Annotated in this window: 22 protein-coding genes; 16 read left to right on the top strand and 6 right to left on the bottom strand. The window is 72.6% G+C overall.

The annotated features are described in order from the left end of the window. Positions 1-4: 4 nt before the first annotated feature. The 13 genes from JMJ56_RS03385 (at position 5) to JMJ56_RS03325 (ending at position 10,508) form a co-directional block, all read left to right on the top strand. The gene (locus tag JMJ56_RS03385) at positions 5-901 is read left to right on the top strand and encodes an ROK family protein (protein ID WP_202830863.1); all 897 of its coding nucleotides are present in this window, start codon (positions 5-7) and stop codon (positions 899-901) included. After that, complete coding sequence (locus tag JMJ56_RS03380; protein ID WP_202830174.1) at positions 891-1,274, top strand: hypothetical protein; 384 nt, start codon at positions 891-893, stop codon at positions 1,272-1,274. Before JMJ56_RS03385 ends, JMJ56_RS03380 begins: the two co-directional genes overlap by 11 nt. Continuing rightward, positions 1,274-2,536, top strand: coding sequence for a DNA polymerase IV (locus JMJ56_RS03375; protein ID WP_202830173.1), 1,263 nt, complete (start codon positions 1,274-1,276; stop codon positions 2,534-2,536). Before JMJ56_RS03380 ends, JMJ56_RS03375 begins: the two co-directional genes overlap by 1 nt. 31 nt (positions 2,537-2,567) lie before the next feature. Further along, the gene (locus JMJ56_RS03370; protein ID WP_202830172.1) at positions 2,568-3,347 is read left to right on the top strand and encodes an SDR family oxidoreductase; all 780 of its coding nucleotides are present in this window, start codon (positions 2,568-2,570) and stop codon (positions 3,345-3,347) included. Next, complete coding sequence (gene folB / locus JMJ56_RS03365) at positions 3,344-3,739, top strand: dihydroneopterin aldolase (protein WP_202830171.1); 396 nt, start codon at positions 3,344-3,346, stop codon at positions 3,737-3,739. Before JMJ56_RS03370 ends, folB begins: the two co-directional genes overlap by 4 nt. Before the next feature lie 303 nt (positions 3,740-4,042). Further along, positions 4,043-5,941, top strand: a complete 1,899-nt coding sequence (gene uvrC, locus JMJ56_RS03360; RefSeq protein ID WP_202830170.1) for an excinuclease ABC subunit UvrC — start codon at positions 4,043-4,045, stop codon at positions 5,939-5,941. A gap of 59 nt (positions 5,942-6,000) precedes the next feature. Continuing rightward, the gene (gene pgsA, locus JMJ56_RS03355) at positions 6,001-6,621 is read left to right on the top strand and encodes a CDP-diacylglycerol--glycerol-3-phosphate 3-phosphatidyltransferase (protein WP_202830169.1); all 621 of its coding nucleotides are present in this window, start codon (positions 6,001-6,003) and stop codon (positions 6,619-6,621) included. Between the two features lie 87 nt (positions 6,622-6,708). Next, a complete protein-coding gene (locus JMJ56_RS03350) occupies positions 6,709-7,395 on the top strand; it encodes a hypothetical protein (protein WP_202830168.1) in 687 nt (228 codons plus the stop codon). A 9-nt stretch (positions 7,396-7,404) separates the two neighbouring features. Beyond that, a complete protein-coding gene (gene moaD / locus JMJ56_RS03345) occupies positions 7,405-7,656 on the top strand; it encodes a molybdopterin converting factor subunit 1 (protein WP_202830167.1) in 252 nt (83 codons plus the stop codon). Beyond that, positions 7,653-8,108 carry a molybdenum cofactor biosynthesis protein MoaE gene (locus JMJ56_RS03340; RefSeq protein WP_202830166.1) on the top strand — a complete coding sequence of 152 codons (456 nt, stop codon included), beginning with the start codon at positions 7,653-7,655 and terminating at the stop codon, positions 8,106-8,108. The genes moaD and JMJ56_RS03340 overlap by 4 nt, the downstream gene beginning before the upstream one ends. Continuing rightward, the gene (locus JMJ56_RS03335) at positions 8,105-8,470 is read left to right on the top strand and encodes a VOC family protein (RefSeq protein WP_202830165.1); all 366 of its coding nucleotides are present in this window, start codon (positions 8,105-8,107) and stop codon (positions 8,468-8,470) included. Before JMJ56_RS03340 ends, JMJ56_RS03335 begins: the two co-directional genes overlap by 4 nt. Beyond that, complete coding sequence (locus JMJ56_RS03330; protein ID WP_328702254.1) at positions 8,467-9,765, top strand: hypothetical protein; 1,299 nt, start codon at positions 8,467-8,469, stop codon at positions 9,763-9,765. Before JMJ56_RS03335 ends, JMJ56_RS03330 begins: the two co-directional genes overlap by 4 nt. Beyond that, positions 9,762-10,508: a sulfite exporter TauE/SafE family protein gene (locus tag JMJ56_RS03325; RefSeq protein WP_202830164.1), complete on the top strand. Its 747-nt coding sequence runs from the start codon at positions 9,762-9,764 to the stop codon at positions 10,506-10,508. The genes JMJ56_RS03330 and JMJ56_RS03325 overlap by 4 nt, the downstream gene beginning before the upstream one ends. Here the strand turns inward: JMJ56_RS03325 and JMJ56_RS03320 are convergent. Genes JMJ56_RS03320 through JMJ56_RS03310 form a run of 3 tightly spaced genes read right to left on the bottom strand, consistent with a single transcriptional unit; the run spans position 10,501 to position 13,561 of the window. Then, positions 10,501-12,009 carry an AMP-binding protein gene (locus JMJ56_RS03320; protein WP_202830163.1) on the bottom strand — a complete coding sequence of 503 codons (1,509 nt, stop codon included), beginning with the start codon at positions 12,007-12,009 and terminating at the stop codon, positions 10,501-10,503. The genes JMJ56_RS03325 and JMJ56_RS03320 overlap by 8 nt on opposite strands. Before the next feature lie 54 nt (positions 12,010-12,063). Continuing rightward, positions 12,064-12,642, bottom strand: coding sequence for a LysE family translocator (locus JMJ56_RS03315; protein ID WP_202830162.1), 579 nt, complete (start codon positions 12,640-12,642; stop codon positions 12,064-12,066). A 16-nt stretch (positions 12,643-12,658) separates the two neighbouring features. Next, positions 12,659-13,561, bottom strand: coding sequence for a branched-chain amino acid aminotransferase (locus JMJ56_RS03310; RefSeq protein ID WP_202830161.1), 903 nt, complete (start codon positions 13,559-13,561; stop codon positions 12,659-12,661). Positions 13,562-13,673: 112 nt separating this feature from the next. On the opposite strand from JMJ56_RS03310, the gene JMJ56_RS03305 reads away from it, so the two are divergent. Genes JMJ56_RS03305 through JMJ56_RS03295 form a run of 3 tightly spaced genes read left to right on the top strand, consistent with a single transcriptional unit; the run spans position 13,674 to position 16,385 of the window. Continuing rightward, on the top strand, positions 13,674-14,273 hold the full coding sequence (locus JMJ56_RS03305) for a MarR family winged helix-turn-helix transcriptional regulator (protein ID WP_202830160.1): 600 nt from the start codon (positions 13,674-13,676) through the stop codon (positions 14,271-14,273). Positions 14,274-14,299: 26 nt separating this feature from the next. Continuing rightward, a complete protein-coding gene (locus tag JMJ56_RS03300) occupies positions 14,300-15,022 on the top strand; it encodes a response regulator (RefSeq protein ID WP_407927876.1) in 723 nt (240 codons plus the stop codon). A gap of 16 nt (positions 15,023-15,038) precedes the next feature. Then, positions 15,039-16,385, top strand: coding sequence for an ATP-binding protein (locus JMJ56_RS03295; RefSeq protein WP_236037399.1), 1,347 nt, complete (start codon positions 15,039-15,041; stop codon positions 16,383-16,385). 3 nt (positions 16,386-16,388) lie between these two features. On the opposite strand, the gene JMJ56_RS03290 is transcribed toward JMJ56_RS03295, so the two are convergent. From JMJ56_RS03290 to JMJ56_RS03280, 3 genes are read right to left on the bottom strand one after another with little or no spacing between them, the layout of a single operon-like run. Further along, positions 16,389-17,654: a molybdopterin molybdotransferase MoeA gene (locus tag JMJ56_RS03290; RefSeq protein ID WP_202830157.1), complete on the bottom strand. Its 1,266-nt coding sequence runs from the start codon at positions 17,652-17,654 to the stop codon at positions 16,389-16,391. Between the two features lie 9 nt (positions 17,655-17,663). Next, the gene (gene mobB / locus JMJ56_RS03285; RefSeq protein ID WP_202830156.1) at positions 17,664-18,167 is read right to left on the bottom strand and encodes a molybdopterin-guanine dinucleotide biosynthesis protein B; all 504 of its coding nucleotides are present in this window, start codon (positions 18,165-18,167) and stop codon (positions 17,664-17,666) included. A 10-nt stretch (positions 18,168-18,177) separates the two neighbouring features. Continuing rightward, complete coding sequence (locus tag JMJ56_RS03280) at positions 18,178-18,543, bottom strand: cytochrome b family protein (RefSeq protein WP_202830155.1); 366 nt, start codon at positions 18,541-18,543, stop codon at positions 18,178-18,180. Positions 18,544-18,663: the final 120 nt, after the last annotated feature.

Here is an 18,663-nt window from a genome sequence, read left to right as displayed (position 1 = left end):
CGCCATGCCCTTCCGCCTCGGCATCGACCTTGGCGGCACCAAGACGGAGATCGTGGCGCTCGACGCCGCGGGCGCCATCCGCCTCCGCCGGCGCGCGCCGACGCCGTCCGGCTATGCCGGCGTCATCAATCTGATCGGCAGGCTGGTGGAGGCGTCGGAGGCGGAGCTCGGCGGCCAGGGCTCGGTTGGCCTCGGCATCCCCGGCAGCCTCTCGCCGGCGACGGGGCTGGTGCGCGGGGCGAATTCCACCTGGCTGAACGGCGGGCGGCTGGATGCCGACATCGCGGCACGGCTCGGCCGCCTGGTGCGGCTCTCGAACGACGCCAACTGCCTCGCCATGAGCGAGGCGGCGGATGGGGCGGGGGCCGGGCATCGCCGGGTCTTCGCCGTCATCCTCGGCACCGGGGTCGGTGCGGGTATCACCACGGACGGGCGGATCGAGGAGGGGCGCAACCGCATCGCCGGGGAATGGGGGCACAACCCGCTGCCGTGGATGACGCCGGACGAGTATCCCGGCCCTGCCTGCTGGTGCGGGCGGCGGGGCTGCATCGAGACCTTCCTCTGCGGCCCGGCGCTCGCCGCCGATGCCGACGGGGCGGGCGCGCGCGACGCCGGCGGGCTGCCGGGCCGGGCCGAAGCGGGCGATGCGGCGGCGGCCGGGGCACTTGTCCGCCACGCCGACCGGCTGGCGCGGGCGCTCGCGCATGTCATCAACCTGCTGGATCCGGATTGCATCATCCTCGCCGGCGGCCTCTCCAACATGGCGCATCTCTATGACGAGGTCCCCCGGCGCTGGCGGAACTTCGTCTTCTCCGACGTGGTGGCGACGCCCCTGCTCAAGGCGCGGCATGGCGACAGTTCCGGCGTGCTCGGCGCGGCTAGGCTCTGGGATGCGGGCTGAGCTGCACGCCGGCGCGGTCTATGCCGCGGCGATGTTCGGCCTCGGCGCCCTGCTCGGCCCGCTGCGCGAGCTGGTCCTGACGCCCCGCCTCGGCGCCACCGCCGCCGCGGCGCTGGAGGCGGTGCCGATGCTGCTCGGCATGGCGATCCTGGCACCCCGTCTTGCCCGCCGCCTGGAGGTGCCGCCCGTGCTGCCGGCGCGGCTCGGCATGGGCGGCGCCGGCCTCGCCCTGCTGGTCCTGGCCGAGACCGCGCTCGACTGGCTGGTCCGGGGCCAGGGCCTCTGGCTCGAGCGGATGCGGAGCCCGGCGGGTTGGATCGGCTTCGGGCTGCTCGCTGCCTTCGCCCTGATGCCGGCATTGCGTCGCGGCTGATGCCCTGCCTCTGCCGCGACTGCTTCCGCGAGGTGCCCGAGGCGCGCGGCACCTGTGCCGCCTGCGGCTCCCGCCGCCTGGTGCGGCACCCGGAGCTGTTCACGCTGACCGTCGCCCATGTCGATTGCGACGCCTTCTATGCCAGCATCGAGAAGCGGGACCGGCCGGAGCTGCTGGCCCTGCCGGTGATCGTCGGCGGCGGCCGGCGGGGCGTCGTCTCGGCTGCCTGCTACATCGCCCGCACCCGCGGCGTGCGCAGCGCCATGCCGATGTTCAAGGCGCTGGCGCTCTGCCCGGACGCCGTGGTCATCAAGCCGGACATGGCGAAATACGCCGCCGCCGCGCGGCAGATCCGCGGGCTGATGGAGAGGCTGACGCCGCTCGTCCAGCCGCTCTCGATCGACGAGGCGGTGCTCGACCTGCGCGGCACGGCGGCGCTGCACCGCGCCCCGCCCGCCGCCGTGCTCGCCCGCTTCGCCCGTGCGGTGGAGATGCAGGTGGGCGTCACCGTCTCCATCGGCCTCGCCGCCAACCGGCTGATGGGCAAGCTGGCGGCGGAGCGGGACAAGCCGCGCGGCTTTGCGGTCATCGGTGGGGCGGAGGCGGCGGACTGGCTGGCGCCGCAGCCGGTGACGCTGCTGCCGGGCGTCGGGCCGGCGCTGGCGCGGAAGCTTGAGTCGGCAGGCTTCACCCGGCTCGGGCAGCTGGCCACGCTCAACCCGCTCGAGGCGGCACGGCGCTTCGGGGAGGACGGGCCTGGCCTCGCCGCCCGCGCCCGGGGCGAGGACAAGCGCCCGGTCAATCCGGAGCGCGAGACCAAGAGCATCAGCGCCGAGACCACCTTCGACCGCGACCTGGCCGCCGTCGCCGAGCTGGAGGCGCCGCTCTGGCGCATGTGCGAGAAGCTGGCGCGGCGGCTGCGCGAAAAGGAACTGGCAGCGGCCGGGGTCGTGCTCAAGCTGAAGACGGCCGGCTTCGCGCTGCGGACGCGCAATGCCCGGCTGCCCTCCCCGACCCGGCTGCCGGAGACGCTCTTCGCCGCCGCCCGGCCGCTGCTGCTGCGCGAGGCGGATGGCACCGCCTTCCGCCTCATCGGCATCGGCGCGCAGCCCCTGGCGCCGGCGGCCGGCGCCGACCGGGGCGACCTCGCCGACCCGGAGGCGCCGAAGCGGGCGGCTCGCTGGCAGGCGGTGGAGGCGCTGCGGGCCCGCTTCGGCGAAGCGGCGGTGATGCAGGGGCGCGGGCTGAAGCCGCGGGCGTGACGTGGGGCCCGGGCTGCGCTACAGCGCGCCCATGTTCCCCATTCCTTCCGCCATCCCCCGTGCGGCGCTCGTCACCGGTGGCGCCAAGCGCCTTGGCCGGGCGATCGCGCTTGGCCTCGCCGAGGCCGGCTTCGACATCGCCGTCCACTATGCCGGCAGCGCCGAGGCGGCGGCGGAGACGGCTGAAGCGATCCGCGGCCTCGGCCGGCGGGCGGTGACGCTCCGGGCCGATTTGGCGGTGGAGGCGGAGACGGCGGCGTTGCTGCCCGATGCGACGGCGGCGCTCGGCCCGGTCGGCGTGCTGGTCAACAATGCCAGCACCTTCGAGCGGGACGAATGGGAGGATGCGACGCGCGAGAGCTGGGACCGGCACCTGGAGCCCAATCTTCGCGCCCCCTTCCTGCTCGCCCAGGGCCTCGCCCGAGCGCTGCCCGCCGGGGCGGAGGGGCTGGTGCTCAACATGCTGGACCAGCGGGTCTGGTCGCTGACGCCGCATTTCACCAGCTATACCGTCTCCAAGGCCGCGCTCTGGACGCTGACCCAGACCCTGGCGCTGGCGCTCGCCCCGCGCATCAGGGTCAACGGCATCGGGCCCGGCCCCGCCCTGCCGAGCCCGCGCCAAAGCGAGGAGCAGTTCCGGCGCCAGTGCCAGTCGGTCCCGCTTCGCCATGGGACGAGTCCGGAGGAGATTGCGCGGGCGGCGCTTGCGATCCTCGCCCTGCCCTCGATGACCGGACAGATGATTGCTCTCGATGGCGGGCAGCACCTGCAATGGGCGCCGAGCTCCGAAGCAGGGGCCCTCGAGGAATGAACGCCCCCGATGCAGCTCGGCGGCTGCGCCTGGTCTTTGTGCGCGGCCTAACCCTGCAAGCGCGACTCGGCATCTATCCGCATGAGAAGGCGCGTCCGCAGCGCGTCATCGTCGGGGTGGAGTTGGCGGTCGAGGACGAATCGGCGCCGGCCTCGGTGGGGCCGGACGACCTGCGGCGGGTGGTGAACTACGAAAGCGTCGTCAAGGCCGCCCGCGCCGCGGCCGAGGATGGCCACACGCTGCTGGTCGAGACGCTGGCCGAGCGGATCGCCGCCGCGGCGCTGGCCGATCCGCGCGTCGCCTCGGCGCGCGTCACGATCGAGAAACCGGATGCCTTCCCGGATGCCGCAAGCGTTGGGGTCACGATCGAGCGGCTCCGTTACCAGCCGTAACAGATCTGCAACCTCCCAACGGTTCCCTCCGAAAGTCATCCACCGACGAATTTGACACCAGGGATGGTGAAGGGGCCTGTCAACCCCAACATAGGCCTTGACCCATCGGACCTGGCGACCAAAACATAAACCCGTTGAAAATCAACATGTTATGGATGTGCACAAAATTCGCGCAAACCCATATGACTGGCGGATGACAGCCATTTACGGCCCGATTCCCGGACCGCATCCACAGAGTTTTCCACAGGATCGGTGGAGAAACCCCGGTTGCCTCACGGCAGGCGGCGCCGCCCGGCCTTGCCCATGACCGAAGCCGCCACCACACCCGACGAGGCTCCGGCAGAGGCCGAAGCCGCCCCGGCGATGCAGGGCGTGCGGGTGATCGAGGCGGCACTCGCCACCCTGCCCCTCTCGCCCGGCGTCTACCGGATGCTCGATGGCAAGGGGGATGCCCTCTATGTGGGCAAGGCGCGGGCGTTGAAGAAGCGCGTCGTCGCCTATACCCAGGTTGCCCGGCTGCCCGAGCGGCTGCGGCGGATGGTGCACGAGACGCGCAGCCTGGAGGTGATCACCACCGCCTCCGAGGCGGAGGCGCTGCTGCTCGAGGCCAACCTCATCAAGAAGTTGCGGCCGCGGTACAACATCGTCCTGAGAGACGATAAATCCTATCCCTGGCTGGTGCTTACCGAAGACCATCCCTACCCGCAGATCACCAAGCATCGCGGCGAGCGGCGGAAGGGCGCGAGCTATTGGGGGCCCTTCGCCTCGGCCTGGGCGGTGAACCAGACGCTGACCGCGTTGCAGCGCGTCTTCCTGCTGCGTTCCTGCCGGGACACCGTCTTCGACAGCCGCGACCGGCCCTGCCTCCTTTTCCAGATCCGCCGCTGCTCGGCGCCCTGCGTCGACCGCATCTCGAAGGAGGACTATGCGGAGCTGGTGCGGGATGCGAAGCAGTTCCTCTCCGGCGAGACGCCTTCCATCCAGAAGACCCTGGCGCGCGAGATGGAGGAGGCAGCGGAGCGGCTGGAGTTTGAGCGGGCGGCTGCCATCCGCGACCGCATCCGCGGCCTGACGCATGTGCAGGGGCGGGACCGGATCAACATGGAGGGCATCGGCGATGCCGATGTCGTGGCGCTGCACCAGTTGGCCGGGCAGACCTGCGTGCAGGTCTTCTTCTTCCGGGGCGGCCGCAACAACGGCAACCGCCCCTATTTCCTCTCCAAGGGCGAGCAGGGGCCGGAGGAGGTCATCGGCGCCTTCCTCGGCCAACTCTATGACGACCTGCCGCCGCCGCCGCTCGTCCTGCTGAGCCACGAGCCGGCGGAGCGGGCGCTGATCGCCGAGGCGCTCTCCATCAAGGCCGGGCGGAAGGTGGAGCTGCACCGGCCGCAGCGGGGCGACAAGCGCGCCGCCGTCGAGCATGCGGAGACCAATGCCCGCGAGGCGCTGGAGCGCCGCATGGCGGAAGGCACCGCGCAGCAGACCCTGCTGCAGGGCGTGGCCCAACTCTTCGACCTGCCCGCCATGCCGGAGCGGATCGAGGTCTATGACAACTCCCACATCCAGGGCGCGCATGCCTATGGGGTGATGATCGCGGCAGGGCCGTCGGGCTTCCTCAAACAGGCCTACCGCAAATTCGCGATTCGCGGACCGGTGAAGCCGGGCGACGATTTCGGCATGATGCGCGAGGTCTTCGAGCGCCGCTTCGGCCGGGCGCTGAAGGAGGACCCGGAGCGCGAGAGCGGCACCTGGCCCGACCTGGTGCTGATCGACGGCGGCCTCGGCCAGCTCAGCGCGGCGCGGGAGATCATGGCGGAGCTCGGCGCGCATGACATCCCGCTGGTGGCCGTCGCCAAGGGACCGGACCGGGATGCCGGGCGGGAGTGGTTCCACCGCACGGGGCACGACCCCTTCCAGCTCCCGCCGCGGGACCCGGTGCTCTACTACCTGCAAAGGCTGCGGGACGAGGCGCACCGCTTCGCCATCACCACCCACCGGGCGGGGCGGTCGAAGGCGCTCACCACCTCGGAACTCGACGAGATTCCAGGCGTCGGCAGCGCGTTGAAGCGCAAGCTGCTCAACCATTTCGGCTCGGCCCGTGGGGTGCGGAACGCGGCGCTGGAGGACCTTGAGAATGCGCCCGGGATTGGCCCGACGGTGGCACGGAAGATCCATGGCCATTTCCATCCCGCCGGAGGGTAAGGAATGGATGAAGAGCGTGACTGGACGGAGGCCCGCGGCTCCGCCATGACTGCGCCGACATGCCGACCGACCTGCCCAACCTGCTGACGCTGTCGCGCATCGCGGCGATCCCGCTGCTGGTGCTGCTGGTGGCCCTGCGCACGCCCTGGGGTGATGTCGGTGCCTGCCTGGTCTTCTCGCTGGCCGCCATCACTGACTACTTCGACGGCAAGATCGCCCGGCAGCGGAAGAGCATCTCCGGCTTCGGCCGCATGCTGGACCCGATCGCCGACAAGCTGCTGGTCGGCGCGGCGCTGATGCTGCTGGCTGGGCTCGACCGGCTGCCGGGGCTGTCGCTCTACCCGGCCATCCTCATCATGCTGCGGGAGATCCTGGTCTCCGGCCTGCGCGAGTATCTCGCCGAGCTGCGGATCGGCCTGCCGGTGACGCGGCTCGCCAAGTGGAAGACCGGCTTCCAGATGGGCGCGCTCGGCACGCTGATCGCCGGCGAGACCGGGGCCGCCGTGCTGCACCTCTCCTTCCTGCCCGTCGCGCTGATCGGCGAGGCGATGCTGTGGACGGCTGCGGCGCTGACGCTGGTCACCGGCTGGGACTACCTGCTCGCCGGGCTGCGCAACGCCGGAACGACCGCGCCGCAGAAGCCGTCCGATCGCCATGCGGAACCCGCCATACGGCCCTGACGCTCTTTCGCTTGAGGCACGGCCGGCGGCAGCGCATGGTGCAGCCGAATCCCGGCCGGGCGCCTGGGCGGACCACAGGAGTTGACGATGATTCGGATTGGCGGATCGGTGGCGGCACTCGGCCTGGCCGCGCTGCTCGGGGGCTGCGGCTGGGCGGAGCGGGCCAGCTACAAGGCGGTGAATGGCGTGACCAATGCAGGCGCCGCCATCGGCATGCCCTGGGGCCGCATGGAGGAGCCCCCGCCGGAGCAGAGCGATACCATCGCCCGCATCGCCGGCGATCCGCCGCAGGTGGCCCTGCTCCAGCCGGAAGCGGGCAATGTCTGGCCGGCGCAGGAAGGCCCGCGCGCGACCCTGGCAAACCCGGATGCGGCGATGCGCAACATCCCCACCTACCGCCCCGGCGAGCTCGACCGCATGTCGGCCCCGGCCGGCCGCTCCTCCTGGCAGCCGACCGACCCGCCGCCGGTGCGCGACATGCCGCCCGGCCTCAGCGGCAGTTCCTCCCCGCCGCCGCCGCCGGTCCGGCAGATCGATCCGCCGCGCGCCACCGTCTATCCGCCGCCGCCCGGCGCTAACTCGCCGCCGCCGCGCCGGCTCGACGGGCGGGTGATCCAGACCCCGGCCGGCCCCGTCACCAGCACCGGCGGCACCGACCGGGTGCAAGGCTACGTCACCCCCGGCGGCGGCGTGGGCACGCTGCACAACGACGGCAACACCACCACCCTCATCGGCCCCAACGGTCAGATCCAGACCATGCCGACGCCGCGCTGAGGCCGGGCGGTGCGGATTCTCTACTTTGCCTGGGTGAAGCAGCGCGTCGGCGTGGCGGAGGAGGAGCTATCCCCGCCGCCCGAGGTGCGGGACGTAGCCGGGCTGATCGACTGGCTCGCGGTGCGCAGCCCCGGCCATGCCGAGGCCTTCGCCAACCGCAAGACCATCCGCGCCGCGGTCAACCAGGACTTCGCCGGGCCCGACCATCCGGTGGCGGTGGGCGACGAGGTCGCCTTCTTCCCACCGGTGACCGGCGGATGACGCCGCGCATCGCCGTCCAGGAGGCGCCCTTCGACCTTGCCGCCGAAACCGCGCGGCTGACGGCGGGGCGGCAGGATGTCGGCGGGCTGGCCAGCTTCGTCGGCCTGTGCCGGGCGGATGACGGGCTGGCGGCGATGGTGCTGGAGCATTATCCAGGCATGACCGAGCGGGCCATCGCCCGCATCGCCGAGGAGGCTGCCGACCGCTGGCCGCTGCTCGGGCTGACGGTGATCCACCGGGTCGGGCGCCTGGAACCGGGGGCGCCGATCGTGCTGGTGCTGACCGCCTCTGCCCATCGCACCGCGGCGCTTGAGAGCTGCGCCTTCCTTATCGACTGGCTGAAGACGGGCGCGCCTTTCTGGAAGCGCGAGGAATTCGAGGGCGGCGCGGAGCGCTGGGTCGAGGCCAAGGCAGCGGACGATGCCGCCGCCGCCCGCTGGAAGCCGGCTTGACCCTCGGCCCCCTCGCCCGCGTCGAGCTGGCCTGCCACGATCTGGTGCGGCAGCGGGACTTCTACGGCCGGGTGCTCGGACTGCCGGTGATCGGGTCGGGCTCCTGCTTCGGGCTGGGGCCGGTGGCGCTGGTGCTGCGGCCGCGGGGCGACGTGCTCTTCCCGGCCGCCGCCGCGCCGGGCGAGCCGGTGGTGGTGCTCGCCTTCCCGGTCGAGGATGCGGAGCTGGATCGCTGGCACCGGCGCATGCTCACCCTCCGCATCGCCGTGCTGGATGCGCCGGGGCCGTCCGGGGCGCCGCCGCGGGTGATGCGGGTCGCCGACCCGGAGGGAAACCTGATCGAGCTTTTCGTGGCGGCGTGAGGCTGCTGGCCGGCGCGCTGCTGCTGACCTGGCCGGCGTTGCTGAACGGGTACCCGCTGGTCTTCAGCGATACCGGAGCCTTCCTCGCCCTCACCATCGAGGGCTGGCCGGTCTGGGACAAGCCGCCGGCCTACGGGCTGGCGCTGCACGCCTTCCACTGGCGGCTGAGCCTCTGGGGTCCGTTGCTGGCGCAGGGGCTGCTGCTCTCCTGGCTGCTGGCGCGGGTGCAGCGGGCGTTGCTCGGGCGGGAGGAGCATTTGCTGCTCTGCGCCGGGCTGGCGGCGGGCAGCGCGGCGCCCTGGTTCGGCGCGCTCCTGATGTCGGACCTGCTGGCGCCGGTGCTGGTGCTGGCCATGGCGCTGCTCGGCTTCGTGGCGATGGGCCGTGGCGAGCGGATCGCGGTGCAGGCGCTCGCGGCCTTCGCCATGGTGGCGCATCCGTCGCATCTGCCGCTCGGTCTCGCGCTGCTGGGGGTGGTGCTGATGCTGCGGGGGAAGGCCGGGCGCTGCCTGCTGCCGGCCGGGCTGGCGGCGGGGCTGCTGGTCGCGGGCAACTGGGCGATGCATGGGCGCCCTGCCCTCTCGCCACACGGCGCCGTCTTCCCGCTCGCCAGGCTGGTGGCGGACGGCCCGGCGGCGCGGACCATCGCGGCGCGCTGCCCGGAGGCGGGATGGGTGCTCTGTCGCTGGGCGGGGCGGCTGCCCGGCGATTCCGACGAATTCCTGTGGTCGGGCGTGGGGCCGGTCTGGACCGCGCCAGGCGGACCGATCGGGCTGGCGCCGGAGGCCGCCGTCATCCTCGCCGAGACGCTGCGGCGGGAGCCGCTCGGCGTGCTGCGGGCGGCGCTGGCGAATGGATGGCGGCAGCTGCTGCGCAACCGCGTCGGGGATGTGCTAGGGCCGGAAAACCTCGCCGGGTCGGTCGGCAAGGAGCTGGCGCTCGGCTTCCCGGAGGCGGAGCGGGAGCGCTTCGCGGCGGGGATGCAGGCTCGCGGCCTGCTGCCGATGATGGCGGCGCCCTTCCTCGCCCTGCATCCGCTGGTGCTGCTGCTCGGCGCGGCGGGAACGCTGCTCGGCGGCTGGCGGGCTTGGCGGGCGGAGGACCGGGCTATGCTGGGGCTTGTTGCCTGCGTCCTCATCGGCATCGCGGCGAATGCACTGGTGACTGGGGCACTCTCCGGGCCGCATGACCGCTATGGGGCGCGCATGGCCTGGCTGCTGCCGCTCGCCGCGCTGCTGGCGCTTCGGCCAATGCCGAAGCATGAGCGCGGGGCCGGGGGCAGGCTTGGGGCATGACCACGCTGCTTGATGCCCTGCCAGTGATTGGCGCCTTCCTCCTCGCCGGCTTCGTCAAGGGCGTCGCCGGCTTCGGCTTGCCGACGGTGACGCTCGGCCTGCTCGCCCTCTCCCGGCCCCTGCCGGATGCCATGGCGCTGATGCTGGTGCCGGCGCTTGCCACCAATCTCTGGCAGGCCTTCGCCGGGCCGCATCTCGGGGCGGCGCTGCGGCGGCTCTGGCCCTTCCTTTTGACGGCCGGGATCGGAGCGCTGGCGGGGACGGGCATTCTCGCCCGGTCGGATGCGGCGGTGCTCTCGGGCCTGCTCGGCCTGCTGCTGATGGCCTCGGCGGCGCTGTCGCTCTCCGGATGGCCGGTGCCGCCGCCGGGGCCGCGGCGGGAGCGCTGGGTCTCGCCGGCGATGGGCCTCGCCTCGGGCGTGGTGACGGGGATGACCGGCAGCTTCCTGATGCCGGCGGCGCCCTACCTCGTCGCGCTGCGGCTGCCGCCGGGGGAGTTCATCCAGGGCTTCGGCCTCGGCGTGGCGGTGGCGACGGGGGCGCTGGCCATCGGCCTCGCGGGCGGAGGGCTGCTGCCGGCAGAGCTTGGCCTCGCCTCGCTGGCCGGGGTGGTGCCGGCCTTCCTCGGCATGGCGGCCGGGCAGAGGCTGCGGCGGGGGATGGCGGAGGCGCGGTTCCGCAAGATCGTGCAGGCGGCGCTTGGGGTGCTTGGACTTTATCTGGCAGTGAAGGCCTTCATCTGAGGCGCTTGCGCAGCTCGGCCTTCGCTATCTTCTCGAGCGTCGCCCGCGGCATGTCCTCGATCACCAGCACCTCGCGCGGCACCTTGAAGTCGGCGAGGGCGGCGCGGCAGGCGGCGGTCACCGCTTCCGGCACCGCCGCCGCGTCGGCACCCGCGGCGAGGGTGACGAAGGCGACCGGCACCTCGTCCAGCATCGGATGCGGGCGGCCGACCACCGCCGCCTCCTGCACGCCGGCGACGCCGAGCACCACCCGCTCGATCTCCGAGGCGGCGACGTTCTCGGCGCCGACCTTCAGCATGTCCTTGGCGCGGTCGGCGAATTGGATGGAGCCGTCCTCGAGCAGCGTCACCAGGTCGCCAGTGGCGAACCAGCCCCCGGCGTCGAAGGCCGCGGCGGTCGCCGCCGGGTCGTGCAGGTATTCGAGGAACATCGAGACGCCGCGCACGCCCCGGCAGAACAGCGCCCCCGTCTCGCCGGGGCCAACTGGGCCGCCATCCTCGCGCAGGATGCGGATGTCGTATTCCGGCGCGGCGCGGCCGATGGCGCCGGGGCGGTTCGGCACATGGAGGCTGCCGACGATGCCGTGGCTGATCGTCTCCGTCATGCCCCACCAGCCGATCCCCGGCACGCCGAGCCGCGCCGCAGCCGGCGGGTCCGAGGTGGCGAAGCCGAACATCCGCAGATGGTGGCCGGGCGGGATCTCCCCCTCCAGCACGGCGCGGAGCGAGAACCAGATGAAGGAGACCCAGGTCGTCCGGTGCCGCAGCGCCACCGGCCAGAAGCGGCTGGTGGACCACCTGGGCTGCAGCACCACCGTCCCGCCGGCCCAAAGCGTCGCCAGCATGGAGTAGCCGAGCGCGTTGGCATGGAAGAGCGGCAGGTAGACCTGGTGCACATCCTCCGGCACCAGCCCCTCATGCGCTGCGTTCACCCGCGCCGCCCAGAGCGCATTGGCATGGGTCCAGACCACCCCCTTGGGGCGGGAGGTGGTGCCGGAGGTGTAGAGGACGGAGAGCGGCCGCTCCGGCTCCGGCGCCCGGCTTGGGCGGCCGGCCTCCCCGGCGAAGAGCGAGGCCCAGTCCGCCGTGCCGGTCACGGCGATCCAGCGCAGGCCCGGCGCGGCCGCCTCGACCAGGGCCGCCATGTCCGGCTGGGTGATGGCGGCGACGCTGCGGGAATGGGCGGCGAAATAGGCCAACTCGTCCCCCGCCGCGCGGGTGTTCGTCAGCACGGCGATGGCGCCGAGCTCGGCGAGCGCGAAATAGGCCAGCAGCAGTGCCGGCGCGTTCTCGTGGTGGACGAGGACGGGGTCGCCGGGGCCGATGCCGCGCCGCGCCAGCCCGGCGGCGAGCTGCCCGACCTCGGCCTGGAAGCGGGCATAGCTCCAGACCTCGTCCGGCCCCTCGGCCGGGGCCCAGATCAGGAAGGGATGGCTGCCCCGCTGCCGGGCCTTGGCGGCGAGCAGCCAGGGCAGGTCCATCGCCGCGAAAGGCCCCGGCATGCCCTGCTGGAATCCCGCCATCCCATCCCCCCCGCCTCGTTGCCGGGGAGGATGTCAGCCCCGCAGCACCGGCACCAGGGAGAGCAGCAGGAGAATCGCCATCGCCCGGTTGAACCAGCGGAGCGCAGCCGGGCTGCGCAGCAGTCGCGCCGCGCCGAGCCCGACCAGCGCCCAGACGTAGAGGCTGGCGAGGGCGGCCAGGGCGAAGATCACCGCCAACAGCGGTGAGGCGCCATAGGCGAGGATGGCCGCACCGGCGATCACCCAGGCCTTCGGGTTGACCCACTGGAAGAGCGCGGCCTGCAGGAAGGTCATCGGCCGGCCCTGCGCGGCGGCTCCGGCCTCGGGCGGTGCGGCGGTGGCGATCTTCCAGGCCAGCCAGGCCATCCACGCGGCACCGAGCCAGCGCAGCCCGGCCTGGAGGCCGGGCGAGGCGGCGAGCACCTCCCCTGCCCCGAGCGCCACCAGGACCAGCATCGCCGGGAAGCCGAGCGAGACGCCCAGGATGTGCGGCAGGCTGCGCCTGAGGCCGAAATTCACCGCCGAGGCGGCGACCATGGCGTTGTTCGGCCCCGGCGTCGCCGACATCGCCAGGGCGAAGCCGGTGGCCGAGGCGAGCCAGGCGAAGTCCATGGCCCGCCCTCCCCGCTCAGGCGCCGCTTTTGGCGACCTCCTCCGGGCTGAGCCGGACCAGCGCCTCGTAGTCCGTCATCAGCATGCGGGTGAGGTCGCCTGGCGAATAGGCGATGCCGGCGATCTCGCGCACCGGCGTCACCTCGGCCGCGGTGCCGGCGAGGAAGACCTCGGAGGCGTCCTTAAGCTCCTCGACGCGGATGGTGCGCTCCACCACCTTCACCTGCCGCTTGCGGGCGAGGCCCATCACCGTGCGGCGGGTGATGCCGTCGAGGAAGCAGACCGGCTTCGGCGTGTGCAGCTCACCGCCCATGTTGAAGAAGATGTTGGCCCCGGTCGCCTCGGCCACGTCGCCCTTGTAGTCGAGCATCAGCGCATCATCGAACCCCTCATCGGTCGCGGCATGCTTCGACATGGTGCCGATCATGTAGAGGCCGGAAGCCTTGGAGGCGGTCGGCGCGGTATCCGGCGCCGGGCGCCGCCACTTGGCCATGGCAAGGCGGACACCGGCCATGCGCTGCTCCACGCCGAAATAGGCGCCCCATTCCCAGGTGGCGATGGCGAGATGGGTTTTGTTGAGCCGCGCCGCGACGCCCATCTCCTCCGAGCCGCGCCAGGCGATGGGGCGCACATAGGCATCGGTGAAGCCGTTCCGCGCCACCGCCTCGCGGCACGCGGCGTCGATCTGCTCGGCGCTCCAGGGGATCTCGAAGCCGAGGATGCGGGCGGATGCGATCAGCCGCTCGGTGTGTTCCCGCAGCTTGAAGATATTCCCTGAATAGGCCCTCTCGCCCTCGAACACCGCGCTGGCATAGTGCAGCCCATGCGAGAGGACATGCAGCCTGGCATCCCGCCAGGGGAGGAACTCCCCGTCCCACCAGATCCAGCCATCCCGGTCGTCGTAAGGAATGAGTGCCATAGCCGCGTACTCCCGCAATATCCTTGCTTCTAGCCACGACAGGTTAGAATGATCGGGAAAAAAGTGTCAATGTCACTGACCCAAAACGCTACGGGGAGAGCGCATAGCTGCCATGCCGGACACAGCTGACGGCCCGCCGACCACAGCGCCCGTCGGCGCCGGGCGCAACCTCCTCTTCCTGCGCGAGGAGGAGTTGCGGCTGGCGCAGGACCTGCTCTTCTTCGGCTACCGCGACTTCACCGCCGGCGCCGACCAGATCCTCGCCGAGCTCGATCTCGGCCGGGCGCATCACCGTGTGCTGCATTTCGTCGGCCGCCGGCCGGGCATCACGGTGGGTGACCTGCTCGGCATCCTCGGGATCACCAAGCAGTCGCTCGGGCGGGTGCTGACGCCGCTCGTCGAGCAGGGCTACGTGCTGCAATCGACCGGGCGGAACGACCGCCGGCAGCGCCTGCTCTCGCTCACCCCGAAGGGCGAGGCACTGGAGCGGCGGCTGTTCGAGCGGCAGCGGGAATGGGTGATGCGGGCCTATCGCGAGGCCGGGCCGGTCGCGGTGGAGGGATTCCGCCGGGTGATGCGCGGGCTGATGGGCGCCGAGGCGCGCGGCCAGCTCGAGCGGCTGGAGCAGCGGCCGCGCCCGGTCGCCGGCCGGCCGCAGGCCGCATCTTCCCCTGGCGGCCCCGCCGCCACAGATTGGCCGGGGACCGGGTGACAACCCCCGGCGCCGCCTGAAGAGGAATGCCACCGATGCCTGCCGAGGCCACCACCGCCGACCACGCCCATCTGCTCGTGGTGGACGACGATGCGCGGCTGCGGGCGCTGCTGCAGCGATTCCTGTCGGAGCAGGGGTTTCGGGTGAGCGTCGCCGCCGATGCCGCCGCCGCGCGGGCCCAGCTCGCGGCCGTCGCCTTCGACCTCATGGTGCTCGACGTGATGATGCCGGGCGAGACCGGGCTTGAGCTGGTCGAGTCGCTCCGCCGCCAGGGCAAGGACGTGCCGGTGCTGATGCTGACGGCGCGCGGCGGGCCGGAGGATCGCGTCGCCGGCTTCGAGATGGGCGCCGACGACTACCTGGCGAAGCCCTTCGAGCCGCGCGAGCTGGCGCTCCGCATCCGCACCATCCTCCGCCGCGTGGCGCCGCCGGCCCAGCCGCTGACCGTGGCCCCCGTCCAGCTCGGCATGCGCTGGTTCGATGCCGAGCGCTCCGAGCTGCGCGGGCCGGAGGGCACGGTACGGCTGACCGGCGGCGAGGCAGCACTGCTCGACGCCCTCGCCCGCCGCGCCGGCGACGTGCTGAGCCGCGAGGAGATCGCCACCGCGCTCGGCACGCCGGAAGCGGGCGAGCGGGCGATCGACGTGCAGGTGACGCGGCTGCGGCGGAAGATCGAGCCCGATCCGCGCGAGCCCCGCTACCTCCACACCGTGCGGCATCGCGGCTACGTGCTGCGGCCGGGGCCGTAGGATGCCGGGACCGGTGATGGCAGGCCTCAAGCGGCTGCTGCCGCGCTCCCTGATGGCGCGCTCGGTGCTGATCATCCTGGCGCCGATGCTGGTGCTCCAGGCGGTCGCGCTGCAGCTCTTCTACGGCGGGCATCTCGACGTCATCTCGCGGCGGTTGGCGGGTGGCGTCGCCGGCGACGTCGCCTTCCTCGCCGAGCTGATCCGGCGCGAGCCGGAGACGCAGCACCCCTGGATCTTCCGCGAGGCGTCCTGGCGGCTCGACCTGGCGCTGGCCTTCGAGCCGGGGGCGCGCATCCAGGGCGAGCGGCGGCCGAGCATGTCGATCCTGCCGCTGGAGGCGGACCTCAACACCGCCCTCGGCGAGCGGCTGCGCACGCGCTTCGATGCCGACTGGGGGAGCGACCCGCGCAGCGTCATCATCCGCGTGCAGCTGCCCGATGGCGTGCTGCATGTGGAGGCGCCGCGGAAGCGCCTCTTCACCGCGACGCTCTACCTCTTCGTCATCTGGCTCGTCGGCTCGGCGCTGCTGCTGTCGAGCGTCGCCATCCTCTTCATGAAGAACCAGGTGCGGGCGATCCGGCGGCTGGCGGCGGCGGCGGAGGCCTTCGGCCTCGGGCGGGATGTCGGGTCGATCAAGCCGGAGGGGGCGAGCGAGGTGCGCCAGGCGGCGGCCGCCTTCAACCGCATGCAGGAGCGCATCCGCCGCTTCGTCGGCCAGCGGACGGAGATGCTGGCCGGCATCAGCCACGACCTGCGCACGCCGCTGACCCGCATGCGCCTCGGCGTCTCCATGCTGCCGCGGGGGCCGGAGGCGGAGGAGGACATTGCCGCCCTCACCCAGGACATGGAGGAGATGGAGCGGATGATCGCCGCCTATCTCGCCTTCGCCCGCGGCGAGGGGACGGAGCAGACCCGTCCGGCCGACCTGGTGGAGCTGGTCCAGGACGTGGCGGCGAAGGCGCGGCGCTCCGGCGCGGCGGTGGAGGTGGCCGCGCCCGGCCGGCTCGCCCTGCCGCTGCGGCCGGATGCGGTGCGGCGCTGCCTCGGCAACCTGATCGACAACGCCCGGCGCCATGCGCGGCGCGTGGCGGTCGCGGTGGAGACGGTGCCCCGGCCCGACCCGATCGGCCCGGGAGGCGAAGGCCAGTCGCTCTGGGCGCAGGTGACGGTGGACGACGATGGGCCCGGCATTCCGGCCGGGGAGCGGGAGGGCGCCTTCCGGCCCTTCGCCACCGGGCGGCCGGACGGGACGGGCCTCGGCCTCGCCATCGCGCGGGACATCGTCCGGGCGCATGGCGGGGATATCCTGCTGGAGGAGAGCCCGCTTGGCGGCCTGCGGGCGCGGCTGCTGCTGCCGGTCTGAGGCTTAGAACAAGGCGGCGAAGGGTAGCAGCGTGACCGGATCGCCGGGCGCAACGGCGAGCATCGGCTCAGGTAATTCGGCGAAGGCGTCGCTCTCGGTCAGCGAGGTCAGCAACCCGGCACCCTCGCGCTCGAATTTGGTGGCGATGCCGTCGCGCAGCCGCACCCGCACATATTCCCGCCGCCCTGCCTTCTTGCGGTAGGCGAAGCCCGCCTCGGCGCGGATGCGCAGCAAGGGCTCGGGCGCGGCGCCGGCGAGGCGGAGCACCAGCGGGCGGGCCAGGTGCAAGAAGGTGACGACCGCCGCCACCGGATTGCCGGGCAGGCCGACCACGGGCGTGCCCCCGGAGGCGAAGGCCCCGCCTGCCTTCGGCAGGACCCCCATCGCCACCGGCCGCCCCGGCTTCACCGCCAGCCGCCAGAAGACAAGGCGCCCGCCCGCCTCGATGGCGGCGCGGACATGGTCCTCCTCCCCGGTGCTGACGCCGCCCGAGGTCAGCAACAGGTCGTGCGTGCCGGCCGCGGCACGCAGGGCTGCCGCGGTCGCCTCCGGGTCATCGGGGAGGATGCCGAGATCGCTCGCCGCGACCGGCAGGCGGGAGAGCAGGGCCAGGAGTGTGAAGCGGTTGCTGTCGAAGGTCATGGCCGGGCCGAGCGGCGTACCGGGCGGGGCCAGTTCATCCCCGGTCGAGAAGACGCCGACCCGGACACGCGGCCCGACCGGCAGCTGGGCAATGCCGAGGGCAGCGGCCAGGCCGATCTCCGGCGCCCGCAATCGCCGGCCGGCCGGCAGGGCAAGGGCGCCTTCGGCGACATCCTCGCCCGCCGGGCGGGCATTGGCGCCGGGCCTGAGGCCCGGCGGGACCCGGACGCCTGCGGCATCGGCCCCGGCATCCTCCTGCATCACGACGGTATCGGCGCCGGGCGGCATGGGAGCACCGGTGAAAATGCGGACGGCATGGCCGGGCGGCAGCGTCTCTCCCGCCGCATGGCCGGCAGCGATTCGCCCGGCGAGCGGCAGCGAGGCGCCTTCGCCCGGCGGTAGGTCGGCATGGCGGAAGGCATAGCCATCGACGGCCGCATTGAAGAAGGGCGGCAGCGGCAGCGGCGCGCGGAGGTCGCGGGCGAGGACGCGGCCGGCGGCCTTGGCAAGCGGCAACGCCTCCTCCCCGGTAAGGGGCGGGATGCGCTGGGCAATCAGCGCTTCCGCTGCCTCCACGGAAAGCAGCGGGCCGTCGAAGGCGAAGCAGTCATCCGAAAGCTGGGCCATGCCGGCGGCTTACCACGCCTCGGGCGCAACCGCATGCCGCAGCGCCAGCTCGGCGATCGCCCCGATATCGTCGAGCGAGGCCCAGGGCAGTGCGGCGGCGGGCCGGGTGTCGCTGGCGACGGCGCGGATGGCCGGGTCCTCCGGGTGCAGCCAGGGCTTGCCGTTGGCAGCGCGGTGGACCTCTATCTTCGGATGGCGGTCGCGCTTGAAGCCCTCGACCACCACCAGGTCGACCGGGGAAAGCTGGGCCAGCAGGGCGTAGAGGCCCGGCTCCGGCGCGCCGCGCAGCTCCGTCATCAACGCCCAACGGTTCTCCGAGCTGACCATCACCTGGCGGGCGCCCGCCTCGCGGTGGACCCAGGAATCCTTGCCCGGCGTATCGACATCGAAGCGGTGATGCGCGTGCTTGATGGTGGAGACGCTGACGCCCCGGGCGCCCAATGCGGGCAGCAGCCGGGCCATCAGCGTCGTCTTGCCGGCCCCGCTCCAGCCGGCGAGGCCGATCACCCGCATGGAAGGGCCCCTAGCCGGCACCGGCTGCCTTGGCGCCGGCCGGTGCCGTGCTCTCCCGGGCCTTGGCCAATTCCTGCTCCACCCACAGCGCGTGATGCTCCTTGGCCCGATGATAGTCGGCCTGCCCGGTGCCCATGTCCTCGAAGGCGCCCTCCATGCCGAGGCTGCCGGTATGGATATGCGCCAGCATGGCGGCCACCATCAGCGCCGCGACCAGGCTGTGGATCATGTGGGCCACCTGCTGCCCGGTGATGTCCGCGACGGTGAAGGGGAATATCAGCACATGGCCCGGGGCGGCGACCAGCCCGCCCCCGGCACCGTGATCCGGAAGACCATCTTCTGCCCGGCACCGAACCACACTGGTGCCGTCCTGCACCTCGGCTGTCGCCGTGCAGCCGACCGAGCAGCGGATTCAGATGCTCGACACCCGCGTGACCGGCCTCGCATGGCCGAGGACGCCGGTGGCCACGTGCTGCGCCGCGCTCTCCCATGCCGC

The sequence above is a fragment of the Belnapia arida genome, assembly GCF_016773205.1.
Lineage (GTDB): Bacteria > Pseudomonadota > Alphaproteobacteria > Acetobacterales > Acetobacteraceae > Belnapia > Belnapia arida.
This window is presented reverse-complemented; position numbering and strand designations above follow the sequence as displayed.